Raw genomic sequence first — 20,866 nt, forward strand, 5'->3', positions numbered from 1 at the left:
GTCCGCCCCGCACCGAGCCGGCCGGTGCGGGGCGGATTCGTTCCCCGGCGTCCTCGCGCACCGCTCAGCGCAGCGACTCCGGCAGCTCCTCATGGTGGACGATGCCCAGGCGCTGCGTCGCGCGGGTCAGCGCCACGTACAGGTCGCTCGTCCCGAACCGGCCGGGCTCCACGACCAGCACGTGGTCGAACTCCAGCCCCTTCGCCTCACGCGGGCCGAGCAGCACCACGGCACGCGTGAGATCGGGTTCGGCGCCCACCGTGATCCCGTCGAGCCGGCCCGCGATCTCCTCGTGCAGCTCACGCGGCGCGATGACCGCGAGCCGCCCCTCCTCGGGCGTCAGCTCGGCGACGGCCCGCTCGACCGCGCCCGCCAGATCCGCACCGGAATCCCGCGTCCACGGCTCCTCACCGGTGGACCGCACCGACCCGGGCGGCTCGAACGACGGGTCCTGCGCCCGCAGGACCCTGGCCGCCAGCTCCATGATCTCGGCGGGCGTACGGTAGTTGACCCCCAGACGCACATGCTCGAACCGGTCGCCGACGTACGGCTCCAGGATCCGCTCCCACGAGCCGATGCCCCCCTCCTCCGAGGTCTGCGCCGGATCTCCGACCAAGGTCAGCGAGCGCGTCGGTGACCGGCGCATCAGCAGCCGCCACGCCATCGGTGACAGCTCCTGCGCCTCGTCGACGATGATGTGCCCGAAGGCCCAGGTCCGGTCGGCTGCGGCCCGCTCGGCCGCGCTCCGGTGATCGGCCTCCTCCTGCCGCTCGGCCATCCGCTCGGCGTCGATGATGTCGTGCGCCGCCAGGACCTCGGACTCCTCGTCCTCGAACTCGTACGACTCCGAGCCCCGCGACAGCTCCAGGACGCCCTGCGCGTAGGCGACGCGCTCCTGACGCTCGGCCTCGGCGGCGGCCCGCGCCGCGCTGTCGTCGGAACCCAGCAGTTCCGCGGCCTCGTCGAGGAGCGGCACGTCGGCGGGGGTCCACTCACCCTCACCGGCGGCGCGCCGGATGGCCTCGGCATCCTCGTCCTCCACGTACACCGGCTCCGCCAGATAGTCGGCGAGGAACCCCTCCGGGGTGAGCAGCGGCCACAGCTCCCCGACGGCCGCGTGCACCTCCTCGCTGGCGGCGACGCCCTTGCCGAGCTGGGCGATGTCGTCAGGGCCCAGGAAGTTCGGGCCGCCGTAAGGGTCCGCGCCGATGCGTTCGGTGAGCTGCGCGGTGAGCGCGTCGATCACCTGGAACGTGAAGTACGGACGGGCGAGATTGTGCGGCAGCCGGGTCTCGCGTGCCGCCTGCCGGGCCTCGTAGGCGATCTCCCAGTCCAGGACGAGGTCCCCGTCGTCGTGCGGGATCACCATGGGGGCGCCGGGCTCGGGCAGCCCCTGCCGGTCACGCACGGCGAGGGCGAGCGCCTCGGCCATGCCCGCCCCGCCCTTGACGGCCTGCGCGCGGGGGGTGTCGGTGCCCCGGGCGTGGACGCCGGGGAACAGCTCGGCCTGCGTCGCCAGCATCACCCCGGTCTCACCGAGGGCGGGCAGCACCTCACCGATGTAACGCAGGAAGGCCGGGTTGGGGCCCACGACCAGCACCGCGCGCTTGGCCAGCAGCTCCCGGTGCTCGTACAGCAGGAAGGCCGCCCGGTGCAGCGCGACCGCCGTCTTGCCCGTACCGGGGCCACCCTCCACGACGAGCACTCCGCGATGCGGGGCGCGGATGATGCGGTCCTGCTCCGCCTGGATGGTCCGCACGATGTCGCCCATGCGGCCGGTGCGGGCGGAGCCCAGCGCGGCGAGCAGCGCCGCGTCCCCGCTCGGGTCCTCGAAACCGGTGCGCTCGCGGTCCCCCAGGTCGAGGATCTCGTCGTGCAGCTCGGTGACCGCACGGCCCTCGGTGGTGATGTGTCTGCGCCGGCGCAGGCCCATGGGCGTATGACCGGTGGCGAGATAGAAGGGCCGGGCGACCGGCGCACGCCAGTCGATCAGAAGGGGCGTGTGTTCGGTGTCGTCCTCACGAATTCCTATACGGCCGATATGGTGCGCGGCGCCGTCGGAGAGATCGATACGGCCGAAACACAGGGAACCGTCCACCGCGTTCAACGCAGCCAGTAGCCCGGAACGCTCCGCGACGAGCACATCGCGCTCATGACGAGCCTGAAGACCGTTCCCCACCGGCGTCAACGCGTCCTCGACACCCTCGGCGGCGACCCCGCGCAGGGCGTCGACCCGGTCGTACAGCCGGTCGATGAATTGCTGCTCCTTCTGCAATTCGACGTCTTCGCGAGTTGACAAAATCGCTCCCTGGCGGATATGGTGATTCTTGTTGGCCCCCGGTGAGGGGCCTTTTTCTGTGGGCGCACAGAACCATCCAATATACGTGAACTAATCCCTGCCCCGCAATTGCCGAGCGGGGGCCGTACGGGATGAGCCGTCAAACCCGGAGCGGCATTACGTGCGCTCGACGGGCAGCCCCGCGACGAACGCCGAAAGACCGGTCGCCTCGGGCGGCACCTCCCGGCGCAGGAAGCGCCGGTAGTGCTCGCCGACAAGACGGCGCAACTCTGTCTCGGCCGGCTCGTCACCCGTCAGTTCGAGCGTGACCCGATGGGGCTCGCCCGTCATACGCAGCGGTCGGGCCAGGGCGTCGAACCCACACGCGTACTCGTCCGGCATCTCCCACCATGCCTCGGCGGACGCTCGGTCCTTGAGGACGTACATGTACAGGTCGTCGTCGAAGAGGATCACGGGACCGATGGGCGTAGGCATGCGGGGAGTATGGCCCACCCCGCAGGCAGCAAACGGGTGTCCGCGCTCAGCCGCGCTTCTGCATGCAGCTGTTGAGATGCGAGATCAGGTCGTCCACCGGGCCCAGGTCTTCGCTCTTGTCGGTGACCAAGGTGTGACCGCCGTACTGCAAGCGGTATTCGAAGCGGTCGCTGGAGCTCTCGGAGATGCTGCGCGAGGGAAGATCGCCGAAGTCCACGGCTTCGACAAGGGTGTTGAGCTCTTCGGACTCGGCCGGCGTCAACGCGTCGGCCGACTCACGGGCACCCCCGCGGCCGGTGAGAAAGACCTCCCCGTCAGCGCTGACGTCGATGCCGCGCTCGATCCCCGCGATACCGCCGCTGACTCTGAGGCTCACGGCTCCGACGGCGTCTCCTGACACCTGACCGGACCCGGCCGAGCCGCAACCGGTCAGCAGGAGCGAGCCGACGAGCAGGGCGAACAGCACCCTCGGTCGCATGGTCATGTCCGTCTCCCCCCAGATCGGCTACAGGGTACTGGCGACCGCGAACGCCGGGAAGCGATCGACGGACCGTTCTGGGGGCCGATCGGTTGACGTTCAGGCCCAGGGCAGCTCCGCCCAGACCGTCTTGCCCGGACCCACTCGGTCGCGGACGCCCCACCGGGTGGCCAGAGCGTCGACGAGGACCAGCCCGCGCCCGTGTTCCGCGTCGGCCGTCGGCGTGACGAGGGCCGGCCGGACGGGGTGGGTGTCGGACACCTCGACCGTGAGGAACCCCCGCTCGTCGTCGGGCCGGAGCAGCAGCGCGAAGTCCCGGCCGGGGACGCGACCGTGCAACACGGCGTTCGCGGCGAACTCCGCCACCACGAGCGTGACGGCGTCGTGGTCGTCCGTCCCACGAGGCCGCCCCCACTCGACGAGCTGAAGCGCGGCGAGAAGCCGCGCGAGACGCGCACCGCGCCGGGTGGCGGAGAAGCGCTGGACGAACACCCGCGCGGGGGCGGGGGAATGACTGCGAAGGGCTGGCATGCGCCTCAGCCTGGCCGGGGCAGGGGGCCGATGGCAGGCACGGCACCCATACAGACCGACTTGTACGGGTGCACGCACTGGACTGGGATGGTCACGATGCGTAACCATCGACGCGGCGCACGGTACGGCATGGGTGGGCCCGGGGCCCACCACAGGGAGAGGCGGCCGTGAATGGCCATGGACCACGGCAGCATCAGGGCCGGTGCGAACTGCGGCGAGCCGGAGCTGTCCGACAGCCTCAAGACATTCGGCGCGGTGCTGAAGGCACTCCGAGACGAAGCCGGCCTCACACAGGAGCAGTTCGCACCCCGGGTGCAGTACTCGGCGGCGTACATCGCCAAGATCGAACAGGGCAAACGGTTCCCGCCGAGAGACCTGCTGGACCGCTCGGAGGAGGTACTGGGGGCGACGGCGGCACGGGTCCTGGCGGCGGCGGCCCGCAGCCTGACGCGGAAGGTGGGGCTGGCGTCGTGGTTCTTGCAGTGGGCGGCGATCGAGGAGGACGCCATCTCGCTGTACGCATATGAGTGCCGGGCGATCCCAGGGCTGTTGCAGCCCGAGGCATACATCCGCGCAATTTTCGAGCGACGCCTGCCGCCCCTGTCCGGCGAGCAGATCGAGCACCAGGTGACCGCGCGACTGGAGCGTCAGCAGCTCCTGACCGCAAAGCCGAACACGGCGTACAGCTTCATCATCGAGCAGGCGCTCCTGGAACGGCGCATGGGCGGCCCCGAAGTTACCCGGCAACTGCTGGACCACCTGCTGGACCAGGGCGGGCGGCGGAACGTTGAGATCCAGGTGATGCCGCTGTGCCAGTACGACCACGCGGGCATTGACGGTCTGATGTACCTCGCCGAGACCCAGCAGCACGAGTGGGTCGGCTACTCGGAGGGGCAGCAGTCGAGCATTCTCATCACGTCACCGAAAGACGTGAGCGCCATGCTCCAGCGCTATGGCAAGCTGCGCTCGCAGGCCCTCGGCCGCGAAGCCACGGTAAGCCTGCTGGAGCAGATGCGAGGAGCACTATGAGCACCACAGAGCCGGCGTGGTTCAAGAGCAGCTACAGCGGCAGCTCTGGCGACAACTGCGTGGAGATCGCGGTACGGGCCGGGGCAGTGCTGGTACGGGACTCGAAGGATACGCAGGTACCCACACTGACGGTCTCTCGGTGCGCTTGGTCAGACTTCACAGCATTCGCTGCCGGCTCGCGCGCCTGAGGGAAGAGGCGTGGGCAGGGGCACCCGGTGCACAACCGGGTTGCGTTAATGCGAGTACAGTCGGCCGTCACGCTTCAGGATGTACTTGACCGTCTCAACGCGGGCCTCGGCCCTGGCACCTTCTCTCTGTCAGTGTGTGGCCTGGAATGCCGCAGCGAGCATGAATGCGACGTCGTCGTGCCGGCCGGCCTCACTTAGCGCTGCCACGATGTTCAAGACCGCCTGCTTGTCTGTCCGTTCCGCAGCATTGATCAGTATTGTCTCGGCGGCATCGTGCAGCCCGGCTGTGCGGCAGGAGCCGACGGCTACGACGATTTCCGCGGATGAGTAGGACGCGCCTGCCTGCCAGAGCAGAAAGCCAGCGTCCCGGTTGTGGCCATCGGCAAGGTACCGGGCCACCACCCCAGTCTCGGACCAGCTGAGCTCCGCCGCGTCTGCGGGGTGCCGGTCCCCCTCGGCTCGGGGGACCGGCACCCCGACGCGTTCCTGGGGGATCGGAAATCCGTGCGGCCGGACTTGGCTGCGAAGGTGCCGCGCTCGCACCAGATCGGGTTCCTTGACGTTGCGCGAAGCCGGCTGCTGTGGCTCTGCCAGGGCGGGCGCGGTTGTGGCCGGGTAGGCCACCGAGCAGCATGCGCAGTGCTTCTTCTTGGCGTGCTTGCGGAGATCAAGAAGGAACTCCAGGGTGTGCGGCAGAGGTCCGCTGTCCGAGGCGTCCTTCTCCACAACGGCGTAGAAGCCACACAGAAGTGCTTCCTCAGGGATGCGGCCGCCGTTCAGATGGTTGGAGAGGGTGGTTGGCTCCTGGTGGGCGTCCCTGGCGATGTCGGCCTGTGTCCGCGTGCTGCACTCTCGGATCTCGCGTAGTGCAGTCACTAACGCCCTGTGCGCGGCGGTGATGCCAGACGGCAGCTCTTTCCATGTCCTCGGCTTCGGCGTCACGCACAGCCTCCGTTCTTCGTCAGGACAGCGTTGATCACCAATTGTGTGCCACACGAGCAGATTTCGGCAGCGCATGGATGTTTTCCATAACCCCTCGAAAGCTTGCAGAACCTGGCGTGATGGGCCGTCAAGCAGCAAGAGTGGTGGAGTCAGCGAAGGGCGCCAGAGGACTGGCATTCGGGACTGTCGTGCATCGGACGTAGCTGGGGGCTGTGGATGACTTTGCCGTCGTGGGAGAACGAGAAGCTCGGCACGATGAAGAGGGCCGCGCTGTGGCTGGTGGAAGTCGTGCAGGAGGGCGGCACCTTCACGAAGGAGGATGTCAAGGATGCCTTCCCCGGCATCAGTCAGGCGGATCGCAGGGTGCGTGACCTGCGCGACTACGGGTGGAAGATCGATACCCACCGTGAGGACGCGAGTCTGGGCCAGCACGAACAGCGGTTTGTCGCGGCGGGGCAGCCTGTCTGGGAGCCGGGCAAGGCCACCAAGAGCAGCTCGTCCATCACCGACACTCAGCGGCGGACGACTCTGACCCGTGACGGCAACCGCTGCCGGTCATGCGGGATCACGCCTGGGCAGACCTACCCCGGAACCTTCGAGACCGCGCAGATCGACATTGCCCGCCGGAAGGTGAAGCTGCCCAACGGCACCTCGCCGGTGCAGCTCATCGCAGAATGCAATCGCTGCCGCGTGGGCGGCCGCGCTCTGGAAGCAGATCTCACTGACGTGCTCGAACGCGTCCAGAAGCTCGGAGGGCTGCAGCTGCAGACTCTCAAGGACTGGGTCTCAGCTGACGAGCGTGAGTTCAGCGTCGTGGAGCGGGTGTGGGCGGACTTCCGCACGCTGCCGGCGGATGCACGTGACAAGGTCCGCGAGTCCCTTGGCCTGCCGCCCGCCTGAGTTCCTCCCGTAGAGCCGTGGTGGGGCTGCTGCCGGGCAGCCCCACCCATGAGCCCAGTCAGACTTTCGCCAGCCAGAGGAGAACGAGCTGTGATCAAGAACGACGGAGACTTCGGCCTGCCGCCGTACGCCGCCAAGAACCGGGATGTCGTGGAGCAGCGTCTCAGCGACGTATCTGCCGGCACCGGGCTGCAGGAGACCCTGACGATCGAGTGGCGTACGAAGCCGCAGGTCGTTCAGGTCATCGACATGCCGGTGAACTCGCTCTACTACAACCCTGGGACTCACCGGATCAGGGCGCAGCGCAGCTACGACCCCCAGCTTGACCGCCGGCTTGATGAGGACCCCTGGAGTGAGGACAGCCAGAAGTACCTTCAGCACCTGCTCCAGGCTGAACCTTCTGACCCGTCGAAGAGGGACAAGGATTTTGACGCGCTGAAGCAGAGCCTTGCTGACTTCAAGCAGAACGAGCCTGGGCTCATCACCCGCGAAGGCATCCTGGTCAACGGCAACACCAGGGCGGCAGCCCTGCGCGAGCTGGGTGTCGAGAACATCCGAGTGGCTGTATTGCCAGAGTCCTGCACCTGGGCAGACATCAACAGGGTCGAACTCTCCCTTCAGCTCCGTCATGACACCCGGCGGCCGTATTCATACATCAACAGGCTCCTCACGATCGATGAGCAGGTGGAATCGGGTCGCCCGCTGAAGGAGGTCGCTCGAGACTTCCGTATCAGGGAATCGACAGCTGAACAGGACCTCTGGGTGCTCTCCTGCCTCCGGGATTTGAGCGACAGGTCTTCGGCCGGGGGCGGCGTGCAGCTGCGGCTGCTGGACTTCGAGGATGCGCAGGAGAGTTTTCGGGAGGTGCACCGTGCCTTCGCCAAGGAATCGAAGGCCGATGTGCAGAGGGCCGAGCTGCTCAAGGAGAACCGTCTGGCCGCCATCGTGATGAACTTTTCAAAGACTGATGTCCGGCTCATTGAAGCTGATTTCCGGGGCCGCTACTTGGAGCACCGGCTGCCAGACGAACTCAAGGCGGCTCCCGCTGCGGCCCCCGCACGGGTGATCCCCGGTATCAACCGTGCGGTCAAGGCAGACGCGCCCCAGGTGACCGCTGCTCGTGCCTTCACCGACTCGGTGCTCCGCGCAAAGGCGGTAGTCCGGGCGAAGGAGAAGGTGCCCTCAGACCAGCTGGATGCGGCCACCTCCGTCTTCGAAGCGGCACACAAGGCTGTCGAGGACGCACTTGAGCCCGCCGGCAAGGATGCTCGTGTCCGCAAGCGCAAGCAAGCCGCCCCTGATCGTCTCAACGATGCCTGCCAGGACATCGAACAGTGCATCACTGACATGGTGCTGGCGAATGCTTCACGCAGCTTGGACGAGGAAGCCCTGGACGAGGCGGTCTTGAAGTTGAAGGCCACCCTGAAGAAGCTGGCCCAGGCCACCACGCAGACCATCGAAGTGCCTGGCGAGGGCGTCGAGTGGCTGCGTGACGCGGTACGGCAGGGACAGGCGTGACCATGACAGCTGCAGAATCGTCCTTGCACATCGGCTTTGATGTCACGCGAACAAAAGCTGTGCTGCGTGCGAGCGAGCAGTGCCGCAGCGATTTGAACCGGCTTGCCGCTAGGTTCCCCGGCGGGCTGCGTGACCGTCTTGCCCTTGAGCTGACTCTCGATGACTTCCTGGTTGGTATCGACGCCCTAGCCGACTGGCCGTACCCCGAGTCCGTCGTCTGGGCGGATGAGTTGAGTGCCCTGGTCGGAGAGGTACTAGACGATGCCGATCAAGCTGAGCAGCAACTTCAGACACCTCGCTCTGACGCGGAGTGGGGTGCCAGCGCTGTGGAATCGGCGCTGGGTCCGACATGGCGCGCCGACCTCACGGAGTTCCAGCGCAGGGACATCGGGCGGCTCTTGTCGCTTCAGCACGGTGCTAACTTCAGCGTGCCTGGGGCTGGAAAGACCCGGGTGGGGCTAGCGGTATACGCAGCCATGCGTGAACGTGGCGACGTCCGCCGGCTCTTGGTCGTCAGCCCGAAATCCGCCTACGAGGCCTGGCTCACCGAAAGCGAGTTGTGCTTCAAGGAGCCTCCGCTGACTGCTGTCATGGGGAAGACCCCCGACGGCAGGGCGGAGATCCTGGTTGTCAACTATGAGCGTCTCGACAGGTCGATGGCCTCGTTGGCGACCTGGCTGAGGGGCGCGCCCTCCATGATCATTCTTGACGAAGCGCATCGGATGAAGCTCGGGGCTCAGGGAAAGTACGGAAGTGCCTGCATGGCGCTTGGACCGCTTACCCGGCGACGTCTCATTCTCACGGGGACTCCTGCTCCTAACGGGGCCCGGGATCTGGAGAACCTGCTGTCGTTTGTCTGGCCGGGGCACGGCCGGAGAGTGGTCACACAGGCTGTCGCAGGCGGTGATCTAGCCTACGCAAGCTCGGTACTGAGGCCGTTGTTTACGCGGACGACGAAGAAGGAACTGGGACTTCCCCCGTTCGAGACACGTATCCGGCGCTTGCACATGCCGGAGCTGCATCGTGAGGTGTACGACGCCCTAGTGGGGCGATTCACCAGGAGGGCTGAGGCGTCGCGTGACGACTTCGATGCCCTGGGCAAGGCAATGCTTCGTCTTCTTATGGCAGCTACCAGTCCGGCACTGCTTATTGAGGGAGGGAGCCGATATGAGCCTCTGACTTACCAGGTCCCTCCGCTGGAAGTTCCCCAGGGGGAATCACTGTATGCCCTCATGAGGAACCTTCCGGCGCACGAACTTTCCCCGAAGTACAAAGAGGCCCTGAATATCGTCGGAACGAATGCCGCCATGGGCCGGAAGACCATAGTCTGGACGACCTTCGTGCGCAGTATCACGACGATGGAGAGCCTGTTCGAGGCTTATCAGCCCGCCGTGGTGCACGGTGGTACCCCCGACCGGGAGGATCAGATCAGGCGCTTTCGTGAGGATCCTGATTGCCACGTTCTCCTGTCCAACCCCGCCACCCTCGGGGAAGGAATCAGTCTGCACCATGTCTGCCACGATGCTGTGTACGTAGACCGTGACTTCATGGCGGGACGATTCCTTCAGAGTCTTGACCGTATTCACCGGCTTGGACTGGCGCCTGATACTCAGACCCGCGTCACCGTGCTCGCGGTCGAGGGCACGATTGATGAAGTGGTCGCGATGAGGCTCGAGGAGAAGCTCGAATTCATGGGGCGGATCCTCGATGACCCGTCTGTGCAGCAGCTGGGCGATCTGGAGGATGAGCCGTCCGGCGCGGCAGGTATGGATATGGCGGATGTCCGCGCGTTGCTGAATCACGTCGATGCCGTCGCTGGCCACTGAGCCCACGCGCCGCGCGGCGCTTCGCTGGCTCAGCGAGCTGCGGGTGGCTGGGGTGCCGCGGGTGCGGGCGCTCTTCGCTAACCATCCTGGGTACGCGGATCTCACGCCGACGCAGTACGCCGAAGGCTTCTTGTGGCTCAGGCGTGCGGGCATGGTGACTGCGGCGGGGCGGCCTGTGGTGGAAGTAGGCGGTGGCGTATGGGATGACGCAACGGCCGGCGCAGTTCCTCAAGTGCTCTGGAGCCAGGCTGCGGACGACGCGAAGAGGATCCTCGGGGCGGCTGGCGAACAGGCTCTGCTGCGGCTCTTGCAGCAGAGCGGAGTGCCGCACATCAGGCACGTGGCTGCGGAGTCAGACGCCTACGGATACGACATAGAGGCGGCCCGTTCCAGGGCCGAGTGCGCACACATCGAGGTCAAGGCCACCACTGACCCGACGCGTCTGGTGGTTCACCTGACGCGTCATGAGTACGAGGTCATGGCAGCGGATCCCGACTGGTGCCTGGCCGCAGTTCTGGTTGGCAGTGATGGGAACGCGGCGAGCGTTGCCACGGTGGACCGAGGGTGGCTCCACTCGGCTGTTCCCACAGACCAGGGAAGGGGAGGCCGCTGGGAGTCGGCGCGGTTGACGGTTCCAACTTCCGCCCTCACCCCAGGACTGGCTACGGAGACATGGGCGCTCCTGCCGAGTGCTCCGGTCTGGACTTTCCACACGTCGACCCTCGCCTCTGCATGAGGCATGACCAGCCGACTCGGGTGTTAGCAGCAGCTGCCGAACTGCCCGATGAGGTGAAACGGTACAAGTTAGATCGCTTGTTCGAATATACTGTCAGCTGCCAAGTCTTCGATCCACGCAATAGCCCATGCCGCAACGTCGGCGCTCTCGGTCCTACGCGCCGGGGTCTGAGGCCCGGGTAGGCTCTGCGCGTATCGCGTCTCAACTTTGAGCCGAAGCGGTCGCTCGCAGGCTTGGGTGCTCGGCCCGTGTGGGTTCGCCTCGACGCGACGCCTGCTTTCTGTCAGTCAACCGTACGAAGAGGAGCCTGAGCCGATGGGCCTCCCGCCCCACCAGGAGGACCCGATGGGTCCCAGCAATGACGTGCTGACCTCGATCGAGATCTGCGCGGGGGCCGGAGGGCAGGCGATCGGCCTTCATCAGGCTGGTTTTAAGCACCTGGCGCTTGTGGAAATCGATCCGCATGCTGTCGAGACGCTTCGGGGTAATATTCACAGCCTGGAGGAGTGGAGCTGGGAAAGGGAATACTGCGACGTCATTTCTGGCGACGTTAACAATTTCTCTCCCATTCCCTCAGGCGAGGGGCGTGAGTCCGATGTAAAAAAGGGGCAAGCCTACCTCGGGAAGCCGCTCGCTCGAGGAGAACTTGACCTCCTTGCTGGCGGCGTGCCGTGCCCCCCGTTCTCGCATGCCGGAAAACAGCTAGGGAAAGATGATGAGCGAGATCTCTTCCCGCGAATTCTTGAACTGGCTGATGAGCTTCACCCTAAAGCCGTAATGATTGAGAATGTTCGCGGTATTAAAGACGCGAAATTCGAGGAGTATCGAGAATATATTATGGCGCGCCTTGCGGGCGGGCTGGCCAAGCATCCCGTGACGGGCGTCGAAGAAGAGCTCGATGGGCTCGGCTATGATATTTGTGAATGGGAAGTGCTTGAGGCCAGTGATTTTGGGGTTCCTCAGCTGCGCCCAAGGGCGGTACTTGTGGCCATCCGGCGGGATGTGCTGGGGGATCTTAAATTTGTGTGGCCCACCGCTACCGGAAGCCCGAGAAGTGCTTTCGATGCGCTTGAAAAATCCATGGACCTCAGGTATGCGCCATATCTTGAAATGAGTGGAGATGTGGCACGCCTGGCGAAGCAGCGGCTTGGTCGGTGGAAGGAGAAGGCGCAGATGGCCGAGAGCAGGAAAGACTTCGGCGTTGCTCCTACGCTGGTTGGCGGCTCGAAAAAGCACGGCGGCGCCGACCTTGGCCCGAGTCGCGCCAAGGCTGCCTGGGCACTCCTGGGCGTCTCAGGGGTTGGTGTCGCCAACTCGCATGAAGAGAGCGTGAAGAGGAAGAGCCAGGACAGGGACCTGTTCCGAGAGGCCGGTCCTATGCTCACAGTAGAGCAGGCCGCGATTATTCAAGGGTTCCCGGACAATTGGAAATTCTCTGGCGGTAAGACGGCACAGTACCGGCAGGTCGGTAACGCGTTCCCGCCGCCCGTCGCGGCTGCAGTGGGCAAGGCGATCGCGGAGGTGCTCCACGCCGCTCGAAAGCGCGACCGTCGAGAGTCTGCGCCCGACGGGCTTCTGCCCCGGCAGTCAGCGTCGGCGCCTGCGGACAGTGTCGATGATCGTGACAGCACACGCGCCTGAGTCCTGGTGTTCCCAGAAGCGCAGAACCAGCCAGCCTGCCTCGGCGAGGCGCTCATCGGTATCGCGGTCCCGGGCCATATTCCGGGCAACTTTGTCTGACCAGTAGCCGGGGTTGGTCTTAGGGGCGACGTAATGTTCGGGGCAGCCATGCCAGTAGCACCCGTCGATGAATACGGCCACCTTCGCCGGACGGAAGACCAAGTCTGCCGTCCGGCGAAGGTCCGGCAATGGTCTGGCAGCGACCCGGTACCGCAGACCATTGGCGTGCACGAGCCTCCGGATGAGCCGCTCCGGCTGCGTATCGCGGCTACGAATTGCCTGCATGTTCCTCCTGCGTGCCGCAGAAGAGGCCCACGAACCGTTTGGCGGGGTCCAGTCTGTGGGCTCAGTCACCGGAGTCACTCCAGAATCATGGTCATGGCACTTCAATAGTGGCTTCTCTGCGGCGGGACGAGTCGATTGCCCGGAAACGAACGTAGGGTACCGAGTTCCCCGCGGGGCCGGCGGCCGGGATGAATGCCACTGCCAGCACCACCTTGGCCGGGTCGATCATGCCGCCAGCGACGAGATCTGCCGGATCGCCCAGATCAGGGTCGACCACGGGGTACAGCAACACGACTCCACGGCGCGTCTGATGGAGCTGAGACGCGAACGGGTCATCATCGCTCAGCGAGCGAAGGCCGGCTATGCGCTCAGCGGACTGTCGGTGTGCCACACCCGAGATGCGGTTGAACACGCCGCGAGCGTTTCGCTTCCGCTGTACGAGTGTGACGGGCTGGCTGCCGAGGATGCCGGCTGCAACGCTTGTTGGACCGGAAGTCTGGGGAAGAATGATCGTCCAGTCGTCGGTGGCACAGCCAGCGTCGCTGGCGTCCTTGAGGTAGGCCAGGTTGGGAGCGAAGAGGTCTGGACGGCCCCAGGCAAGGCTGCTCATGGTACCGAGCAACTGGGCGTGGCTGAGGACCGCTGTTCTGGCTGGATAGCGGGTGTATCCGCCCCGGTCGTCTTCAGAGAGAGTGACGAATACGGAAGTCTCCTCGCTCAGTGCCTTGAGTACAGGCAGCCATACCTCCGCGTTGTGCCGCAGGTCCGCCGCGTTCGTCGGGTACGCCGTCGGTTCCACCCACTGCCCGGGCGACCGGATCTCCACCAGCTCCGCGTTGAACATTTTGTTGCGGGCCGCCGGCTTGAGCCAGGACAGGTGCTGCGACACCAGTGGCGGGATCTGGGCCGGCGTGACCTGCGGCTTGCCGTCCACCAGGGTCGCGTAGCGGGTGAGCTGGTCGCGGAAGGTCTCCTCGTCGCGGCAGATCGCCTCGAAAGCCTCGTAGAGGTCGACCGTCCTGGATTTGCCCATGGCCTCCTCGCGCCCGATGTACAGGCGCACCAGGTCGCGGTAGCCGGGGCGGAAGCCGAACCAGCGGCCCATCTGCATCAGGGTGTCGGCCTGCTGGGTGGTGCGGCGGTAGTACGTGACCGTGAGACCCTCCACCGTGAAGCCGCGGGACAGCTTCGTGCCGCCGACCAGGATCTTCCACACATGCGGTGTGCGGTCGAAGTCGAGCTCGGGCTGCTCGTAGTCGCGTTCGGTGTCGCCGTTGACGACGATCACCGGTTCACCGCCTGAGTTGATGAGCTGGCGGGCTCGGGAGACGTACGGCTTCAGCTCGTCGTAAGAGGTCGGGGTGGGCAGCTCCTCGTCCGCGTAGCTCCGGAAGTCCTTGTCCAGGAGGGCAGCCAGGCGGGCATGGCCCTCCTGGCCGGTATAGGCCGACCTGTGCCACATGGAGTTGATGCGCAGGGCGAGCGCCGCGTGCTCGGCCATGCGGATCGACTCGTGGACCAGCATCGTGTGGTGACGGAAGGGGCCCTCGGCCACCCCGTGGTCCGCGCGGTAGAGCTTCAGGGCCCCTGTGAGGACGAAGGCGTCCAGGGCCTCCTGGAGACGGTCCCCGGTGCTGTCGTAGATGCCGCGTACGTGCGTCTCCTCCGCCGCGCCCTCGGACTCCAGGTCGTGGAAGTCCTGCACTCCCATGTATCCGGTCGGGCGGGGCAGCGAGATGAGGAAGTCGCGGGGGAAGATGTCCTCCTCGTCGCCCGGGTCGACGAAGACGTTGGCGAACGGAGTCGCGGTGTAGCCGACGTACTGGGCGCGGGGCAGAAGGCCGAGGAGCTGGGAGATCTGGCCGTTGATGGCCTTACGGACGACCTTGCCGTCCTCCCACTTCTTCGGGTCCGTGGTGTTCACCGACGCCTGGTCGGACTCGTCGTCGATGATCAGGGCCGGAATTTCGGAGAGGATCGGGCCGATCTTCTTCAGGTCCTTGATGAGCTTGGCCAGGACGGACTTGTTCTTCTTCACGACCATCACGCGCGCCGCCGCGTGGTGCAGGTTGTCCGGGTCGTACAGCGGCTTTGTGCGGCTCTGCTTCTCGAACTCCAGGGCGCGGATACCGCTCTGCAGGCCCAGGTAGTCGTTGCTCCGGGTGGTGAGGCGCTCGATGTCGAAGAAGCCCAGGCTCGACGGGCGGGCGCCGTGGCTCACGAACTTCGCCGGCCAGTCCTCGTCGTCCTGGTAGTCGACGTCGATCAGGGCGTCCGGGTCCGACGGGTCGGCGCCGCGCAGGATGTTCTCGCGGCCGACCAGCTCCATGTCCAAGCGACGCTGTGTCTGGCCGCGCAGGAGGTTCAGGGTGCCGCCGAGGACGATCACGAGCCGGTAGCCCGCGTCGATGGCCTTCGCGGTCACACCGGTGAAGTTCGCGGTCTTTCCCGATTGCACGTAGCCGACGACCAGCCCGCGGGCTCCGTACGCCTCGGTGCGGGTGGGATCCGACAGACGCTCGACGACTGCGTGGCTCGCCTCGTCGAGGCCGGTGACCGCCGCGTCCGACCAGCCCTTGCGGCGCAGCATCTGCTCGTAGGAGTTCCAGTAGAACGACCGGGCCGCAGCTGTGTCCCTGGAGTACCAGGAGGTGAATTCCTTGCTGATGACCGTCGCGCCGGGCTCCTTGAAGACCGGTACGGCCTGGTCGAGGGCCTTACGCAGATCGGCGCCGAAGCCGAGACGGTCGTACGTGTCGGAGCGCCGGGCGTCCGTGCGCGCGGGTGCCCCGGACCAATCCGCCTGTTCGGTGAGGTCCCAGGAGGTCAGTGTGCGGTGCCAGAGGGCGACGAGTTCGTCACCGGGGCCGGCCGCGAGGATCCGGTCGCGGAAATGGCCGGCGTAGGTGTCGGCCGGTTCGTCGGCGTCGGAGAGTACGAAGGCCAGCTTCGCGAACGACTTCGGGCCCCGGCGCATGGCTGCCAGGACGTCGCCATGGAGGTTGAACAGATGGTCGGTCATGAGGTGCGGACTTCCTCGGGAAGAGCGGCGGACGACGTCAGGGGAACGGCCGACAGGGTGTCAGCGGGCCAGTTCGCAGCGGGCCGCTGTCACCAGGACGCTGTTCCACAGGGCGACGTTGTCGGTGTGGACCGCCCGGACGCGCTCCTTCTGGAAGATCTCGTTCACCATCAGGTACAGCATGCTCTTGAGGACCGGGGCATCGTTGAGACCGCCGCGACGGCCTCCGGTGAAGGCCTGCCGGTACTCCTTGTTGAGCTTGATCTCGCGCTCTTCCCTGTCGAGTTCGAAGAAGACGTCCGACGGCAGCGAGTCCCAACGGAAGGTGACCGGGTCCTCGCCCTCCAGCTCCGGCAGTTCGTCCCGGAGGGTGCGCTTGAGGCGCGGGTCGAGTCCCTTGCCTGCGGGGATCACCGCCTTGCGCTGTGGCTCGGAGGCACGCTTGGCTGCCTCACGGTACGTAGTCTGGGCCTCTTGGACGTACTCGCCGAAGGTATGGCCCGCCGCGTCCGTGGCCTGCTCCAGCCCTCGCGCGAAGGCCGGGGTGACGGTCACTCCGTCCTTCTTGACCGTCAGGCTGAAAACGTCGTTCGCCTCGGCCGGAAGGTCGATCGCGACGCGGGCGAGCGCGAGGTGGCCCTCCGGGCTGCGGGTGCTGTTCCAGCCGCCTGCCTGCACCAGACGGTCGTTGCGGTAGATGTAGAAGCCCTGCCGCTCGGCGAGCGGGCCGATTCCCCGGAAGCTGACCAGCGGAGACTTCGCAGGCCAGATGTGGGCGGTCAGCGCCACCTCGCCCACTCCCTCGACCGGAGCGGTGTAGACGCGCGGGTAGCCGGCCCGGCCGGGGAGCCGGTAACCGAACGGGTCGATCGGCTCGACGCCGCGGTGGTCCAGCTCCTCCTTGGTCGTCACGTCCTCGACCACGATGTCGACGTGGAAGGTGTCGTCGGCCAGGAACCGGTGCAGATGGAGCCCGAGGTGGGTCTCCAGCTTCTCGATAGCGTCGTTCAGGTAGCGGTCGGCCTGCCCGGCGGTCACCGTGTCGAAGGCCCGGACCTTGTCCCAGCGGACGATGGTCCCGTGCCACTCGATCAGGCCGTCGTAGCGGTCGACCAGATCCTGGCAGTAGCCGGGATCCACGATGTCGCAGGTGAAGTCGGCCTGGGCGCGAGCCGTCAGCCAGCGGCGGCCGGTGGACGGGCTGCGCTTGGTGCGGCTGATGACCGTGAGTGAATCGGCGTGTGAGAGGGACGCGGCCTTGAGGCCCGCGCCGAAGTGGCCGAGCGCCTTGTCTCCGTACTCCTGTCGGCCTCCCACCGTCATCGCGGTGTCCAGGGCGTCGTCGTTCATACCCCGTCCGTCGTCCACGACCAGGAGGCTGACCAGGCGGTCTTCGTCCCGCAGGAAGCTGATGACCACGTTGCGCGCGCCCGCGTCGATGGAGTTGTCGACAAGGTCGGCTATCGCAGCCTCGAAGCCGTACCCCTGATGCGTCAGGGATTCGACGTAACGGGCGGCGGGGGGCAACCGCTTGCTACCGGTCGTCGGAATCTCGTACTGCCAGTCCGAGGACGGCTGGTAGGGCGGCATGGGGCTTCCTCGCACAGACGGAACGGGGCCTGTGGGGGATGAGTTGGCCCGGAGACTGATTGTTGAATGTGATCGTATTGCAAAGGTGCGACATCGAGGCACTCGCAGGTGGATTCGGGCCACAGCTGTTACGTGGCCGAGGCACCGGAGTCCGCAGCGCTGCGCCACGACGGCCGGCCTTGCTGTCCCCGAGTTGCCCCCGGACTCACCGGCACAGCGCCCAGATGTCCTCCGCGAACGTGGGGAACTCCGCCCGGGTCTCCAGCACGATCTCCCTCGCCGTCCGGCGCGGCGTCGTCGCGTGGCGTTCTGCGAGGCGGGTCAGGGCTTCGTCGGGGGCGGAGGTGAGTTCCTCGTCGTCCCAGGAGGCTTCCAGCGGGCCGAAGCCGTCGGCCAGGACCCACAGGAAGTCGGAGAGGTTGCCCGCCACCACACCGCACTCGCCCTCGGAGCCGAGGAAGACGATCGGCTGGTCGGCGAGGGGCCGGCCCGGGCGGGTGCGCCAGATCATGGCCTGGCCGCCGGTGCCGTCCTGGCCGAAGATGAGGTAGGTGTCCCCGTCGATGTCCTTGCCTCCCGTCCAGCCGCGGAACGACTCGACGGTCTCCTCGCGGGAGAGGAATTCCGTGTACGGCTCGAAGTCGATGCGGTAGTCCCCTTCGTCGGCGGCCTCGCCCGTGGTGTCGTGCCCGTAGTAGAAGTCCACCTGGGCCACCTCGGCCAGGGCGGCGGGGAAACGGCGGTCCGTCGCGTCTGCGGTGTCGTCGGTCATGGGGCGCAGGCTATGCGGCCGCACTGACACCCATCACGCCCCCACCGGTACCGGGCCCCCACCGATACCGGACCCCCACCGGTACCGGGCTCCCGCCCCCACCGAGACCCCGGGCCCCCGGCGGGGGTGAGGACCGCTCCGGTCGCGGGGGGCCGGTCCGGGGCCGATGCTGGTCCGGTACGTGTCGTCGTGCGCGGAGGTCCGGTCGCGGGTCCCGTGAGGGGGCGAAGGAGCTGGATTCATGGCTGATGCGCCCCTGATGGTCGTGGACGGTGCCGGAGTGGTCACCGGGTGGAGCCGCGCGGCCGAACAGCGCTTCGGGCCCGCGACCGCCGATGCGCTGGGACTGCACGTCATGGACGTACTGGCGCGGGAGAGCGAGCGGGGTGCCGGGGGGCAGTCCGAAGGGCTTCGGCTGGCACCCCTCGCGGGCGAGGGGTGGGGCGTCTGGGCCGACGACGAAAGCGGGGACGTTCTCGGGGCGGCGCTTCTGGCCGTGATGTTCACGCAGGCGCACGTACGCGTCCACGTGCTCGATCCGGAGCTCCGCCTCCTGCGGATCAGCGACCCGTCCACCGACCCCGACACGGACGAGACCGCGCGGCTGCGCGGGCGCCCGTTCCGTGAAGTGTGCGCCTTCGAGGAGCCCGAGCGGGTGGAGGCCTATGTGCGGGAGGTTCTGCGCACCGGGGTTCCCGGCATCGAGCGGTCCTTCCTGGCCGCGCCCGAAGGCGTACCGGGTGGACGGCGCACTCTCTCCCTGACGGCGTTCCGCCTCCAGGAGGGGCGCGGGACCCGCCAGGACGACCACAGCACGGTCCTCGGTGTCTCCGTGACCGTCGTCGACGTCACCGCGCGGGTGCGGCGGCAGGTCCGGGACGAGGCTCTCGCCGCCGTGACGGACACCGTAGGCCGGACGCTGGACGTCGAGGCCACCTGCCGGGACCTGGCCGAGGCGCTGGTGCCTGGTTACGCGGATGTCTGCGCCGTCGAGGTCGTCGACAACGTGCTGCGGGGCGAGAACCCGCAGCCGGGGCCGCTCGGCCGTGACGTGCCGCTGCGGCGGGCCGCGTACGGCGGCAGCAGCGATCCCGCGCATCCCCTCGGGGACGTACGGGCCGTGCCGTCAGGGACCCCCTACCAGCGGGCCCTTTCCGACCTGAAGATCCGCGTCGTTCCCGTCGACCACATCACCTGGGCCGATGCCGACCCCGCGCGTGCGCGCTCCGTCCGGGAGATCGGCGCCCACTCGCTCCTGCTGGCGCCGCTGACCCTGCGCGGAGCGGTCCTCGGGCTGGTGAGCCTCTACCGCTGCGGCGACTCCGAGCCCTTCAGCGAAGTGGACATCCCCGTGGTGGAGGCGATGGCGTCCAGGACCGCCCTCGGCATCGACAACGCCCGCCGGTACGTCCACGAGTACACCATCGCCAGCGCCCTCCAGCGCCGCCTCCTGCCGCAGCGCCCCGCGGTCCAGCCCGCGGTCGAGACCGACCATCTGCTGCTCCCCGGCGGCGGCGCGGGCTGCTGGTTCGACACGGTCGCCCTCTCCGGGGCCCGGACCGCACTCGTCATCGGGGAGGTAGCCGAGAGCGGTATCCACGCGGCCACCACCATGGGGCAGCTGCGTACCGTCGTGCAGGCCCTGGCAGCGCTCGACCTGGAACCCGACGAACTGCTCGCGCGGCTGTACGACACTGCGGCGCGGCTCGCGGAGGAACGTGCCCAGTTGCCCGCCAGTGATCCGCTGCACCAGGAGCCACTGACCGCGACCTGCGCGTACGCCGTGTACGACCCGTTCACCGAGTCGTGCACCGTGGCCTCCGCCGGGCATCCCGCGCCGCTCGTCGTCGCCGTGGACGGCACCGCGTCGGTGATCGAGGTGCCCCAGGGGCCGCCCCTGGGGACGGTCGACCGCGGACCCGTCGCCGCAGTCACCTTCCCGGTCAGTGAGGGCAGCCTGGTGGCGCTGCACAGCGCGGCGCTGAGCAGTCACGCCGAACCAGGGACAGGAGTGCTGCGGCAGACGCTCTCCCGGACGGACCGGCCGCTGCGGGACCTGTGCGACGCCGTGGCCTACGCCCTGCCCGACTCCGCGGAACTGAGGGGAGGGGCACTCCTCCTGGCCCGGACCCATGCGATGCCCGACGACCGGTACGCCGCCTGGGAGCTCCCCTACGACAAGACGGCCCCGGCGACCGCGCGCCGCCTCACGTCCAAGACCCTGGCCGGATGGCACGTCAACGGCGACACCGGTGACGCGACCGAACTGATCGTCAGCGAGCTGGTCACCAACGCCGTCCGTTACGGCAGCCCGCCGGTGGAGCTCCGCCTCATCCTCGACCGGGGGCTGACCTGCGAGATCCGGGACGGCAGCACCACCGCCCCGTACATGAAGTACGCCGGAGCGGTCGACGAGGGCGGGCGGGGACTCTTCATCATCTCGCAGCTCGCCTCGCTCTGGGGCACCCGGTACGCCGCCGAGGGCAAGACCGTCTGGTCGGAGCAGGCGATCCCCGAGGAGCCCGAGGAGCCCGTGGGTCCTGAGGGCGCCGGGGGTCCCGAAGAACCCCGCGAGCCCCGAGGGTTCTGAACGGCC

General features: G+C 67.2%; 17 protein-coding genes. 8 read left to right on the forward strand and 9 right to left on the reverse strand.

Annotated features, from left to right (window positions below; translation table 11 throughout):
* Positions 1–64: 64 nt before the first annotated feature.
* The 4 genes from ABZY45_RS00820 to ABZY45_RS00835 form a co-directional block, all read right to left on the reverse strand.
* Positions 65–2,275, reverse strand: coding sequence for a helicase (locus ABZY45_RS00820; protein ID WP_356736522.1), 2,211 nt, complete (start codon positions 2,273–2,275; stop codon positions 65–67).
* A gap of 180 nt (positions 2,276–2,455) precedes the next feature.
* Positions 2,456–2,773: a hypothetical protein gene (locus tag ABZY45_RS00825; protein WP_356734701.1), complete on the reverse strand. Its 318-nt coding sequence runs from the start codon at positions 2,771–2,773 to the stop codon at positions 2,456–2,458.
* A gap of 46 nt (positions 2,774–2,819) precedes the next feature.
* Complete coding sequence (locus ABZY45_RS00830; RefSeq protein ID WP_356734703.1) at positions 2,820–3,257, reverse strand: hypothetical protein; 438 nt, start codon at positions 3,255–3,257, stop codon at positions 2,820–2,822.
* Between the two features lie 93 nt (positions 3,258–3,350).
* A complete protein-coding gene (locus ABZY45_RS00835) occupies positions 3,351–3,782 on the reverse strand; it encodes an ATP-binding protein (protein ID WP_356734705.1) in 432 nt (143 codons plus the stop codon).
* Positions 3,783–3,953: 171 nt separating this feature from the next.
* Here ABZY45_RS00835 and ABZY45_RS00840 point away from each other — a divergent pair, with 171 nt between their 5' ends.
* Together ABZY45_RS00840 and ABZY45_RS00845 are read left to right on the forward strand one after the other, a co-directional pair.
* Positions 3,954–4,811, forward strand: a complete 858-nt coding sequence (locus ABZY45_RS00840; protein WP_356734707.1) for a helix-turn-helix transcriptional regulator — start codon at positions 3,954–3,956, stop codon at positions 4,809–4,811.
* Positions 4,808–4,999, forward strand: a complete 192-nt coding sequence (locus ABZY45_RS00845) for a DUF397 domain-containing protein (protein ID WP_356734709.1) — start codon at positions 4,808–4,810, stop codon at positions 4,997–4,999. Before ABZY45_RS00840 ends, ABZY45_RS00845 begins: the two co-directional genes overlap by 4 nt.
* A gap of 129 nt (positions 5,000–5,128) precedes the next feature.
* Here the strand turns inward: ABZY45_RS00845 and ABZY45_RS00850 are convergent, their stop codons facing one another.
* On the reverse strand, positions 5,129–5,941 hold the full coding sequence (locus tag ABZY45_RS00850; protein ID WP_356734711.1) for a hypothetical protein: 813 nt from the start codon (positions 5,939–5,941) through the stop codon (positions 5,129–5,131).
* 216 nt (positions 5,942–6,157) lie between these two features.
* Here ABZY45_RS00850 and ABZY45_RS00855 point away from each other — a divergent pair, with 216 nt between their 5' ends.
* From ABZY45_RS00855 to dcm, 5 genes are all read left to right on the forward strand, one after another.
* Complete coding sequence (locus ABZY45_RS00855; protein ID WP_356734713.1) at positions 6,158–6,841, forward strand: hypothetical protein; 684 nt, start codon at positions 6,158–6,160, stop codon at positions 6,839–6,841.
* A 90-nt stretch (positions 6,842–6,931) separates the two neighbouring features.
* On the forward strand, positions 6,932–8,359 hold the full coding sequence (locus tag ABZY45_RS00860) for a transcriptional regulator (RefSeq protein ID WP_356734715.1): 1,428 nt from the start codon (positions 6,932–6,934) through the stop codon (positions 8,357–8,359).
* 2 nt (positions 8,360–8,361) lie between these two features.
* Positions 8,362–10,185, forward strand: coding sequence for a DEAD/DEAH box helicase (locus tag ABZY45_RS00865; RefSeq protein WP_356734717.1), 1,824 nt, complete (start codon positions 8,362–8,364; stop codon positions 10,183–10,185).
* Positions 10,186–10,336: 151 nt separating this feature from the next.
* Complete coding sequence (locus tag ABZY45_RS00870; RefSeq protein WP_356736524.1) at positions 10,337–10,921, forward strand: DUF3883 domain-containing protein; 585 nt, start codon at positions 10,337–10,339, stop codon at positions 10,919–10,921.
* Positions 10,922–11,266: 345 nt separating this feature from the next.
* Positions 11,267–12,562, forward strand: a complete 1,296-nt coding sequence (dcm, locus tag ABZY45_RS00875; RefSeq protein ID WP_356734719.1) for a DNA (cytosine-5-)-methyltransferase — start codon at positions 11,267–11,269, stop codon at positions 12,560–12,562.
* Here dcm and ABZY45_RS00880 read toward each other — a convergent pair.
* The 4 genes from ABZY45_RS00880 to ABZY45_RS00895 form a co-directional block, all read right to left on the reverse strand.
* Positions 12,509–12,955, reverse strand: coding sequence for a very short patch repair endonuclease (locus ABZY45_RS00880; protein ID WP_356734721.1), 447 nt, complete (start codon positions 12,953–12,955; stop codon positions 12,509–12,511). The two genes, dcm and ABZY45_RS00880, sit on opposite strands and share 54 nt — an antisense overlap.
* Before the next feature lie 22 nt (positions 12,956–12,977).
* Positions 12,978–15,908: a Z1 domain-containing protein gene (locus ABZY45_RS00885; RefSeq protein WP_356734723.1), complete on the reverse strand. Its 2,931-nt coding sequence runs from the start codon at positions 15,906–15,908 to the stop codon at positions 12,978–12,980.
* Between the two features lie 60 nt (positions 15,909–15,968).
* Positions 15,969–17,498 carry an ATP-binding protein gene (locus ABZY45_RS00890; RefSeq protein WP_356734725.1) on the reverse strand — a complete coding sequence of 510 codons (1,530 nt, stop codon included), beginning with the start codon at positions 17,496–17,498 and terminating at the stop codon, positions 15,969–15,971.
* A 205-nt stretch (positions 17,499–17,703) separates the two neighbouring features.
* Positions 17,704–18,270, reverse strand: a complete 567-nt coding sequence (locus tag ABZY45_RS00895; protein ID WP_356734727.1) for an SMI1/KNR4 family protein — start codon at positions 18,268–18,270, stop codon at positions 17,704–17,706.
* A gap of 241 nt (positions 18,271–18,511) precedes the next feature.
* On the opposite strand from ABZY45_RS00895, the gene ABZY45_RS00900 reads away from it, so the two are divergent.
* Complete coding sequence (locus ABZY45_RS00900; RefSeq protein ID WP_356734729.1) at positions 18,512–20,860, forward strand: SpoIIE family protein phosphatase; 2,349 nt, start codon at positions 18,512–18,514, stop codon at positions 20,858–20,860.
* Positions 20,861–20,866: the final 6 nt, after the last annotated feature.

Origin of the sequence: Streptomyces sp. NPDC006516, from assembly GCF_040611875.1 — a bacterium.
In the GTDB taxonomy this organism is placed as follows: domain Bacteria; phylum Actinomycetota; class Actinomycetes; order Streptomycetales; family Streptomycetaceae; genus Streptomyces.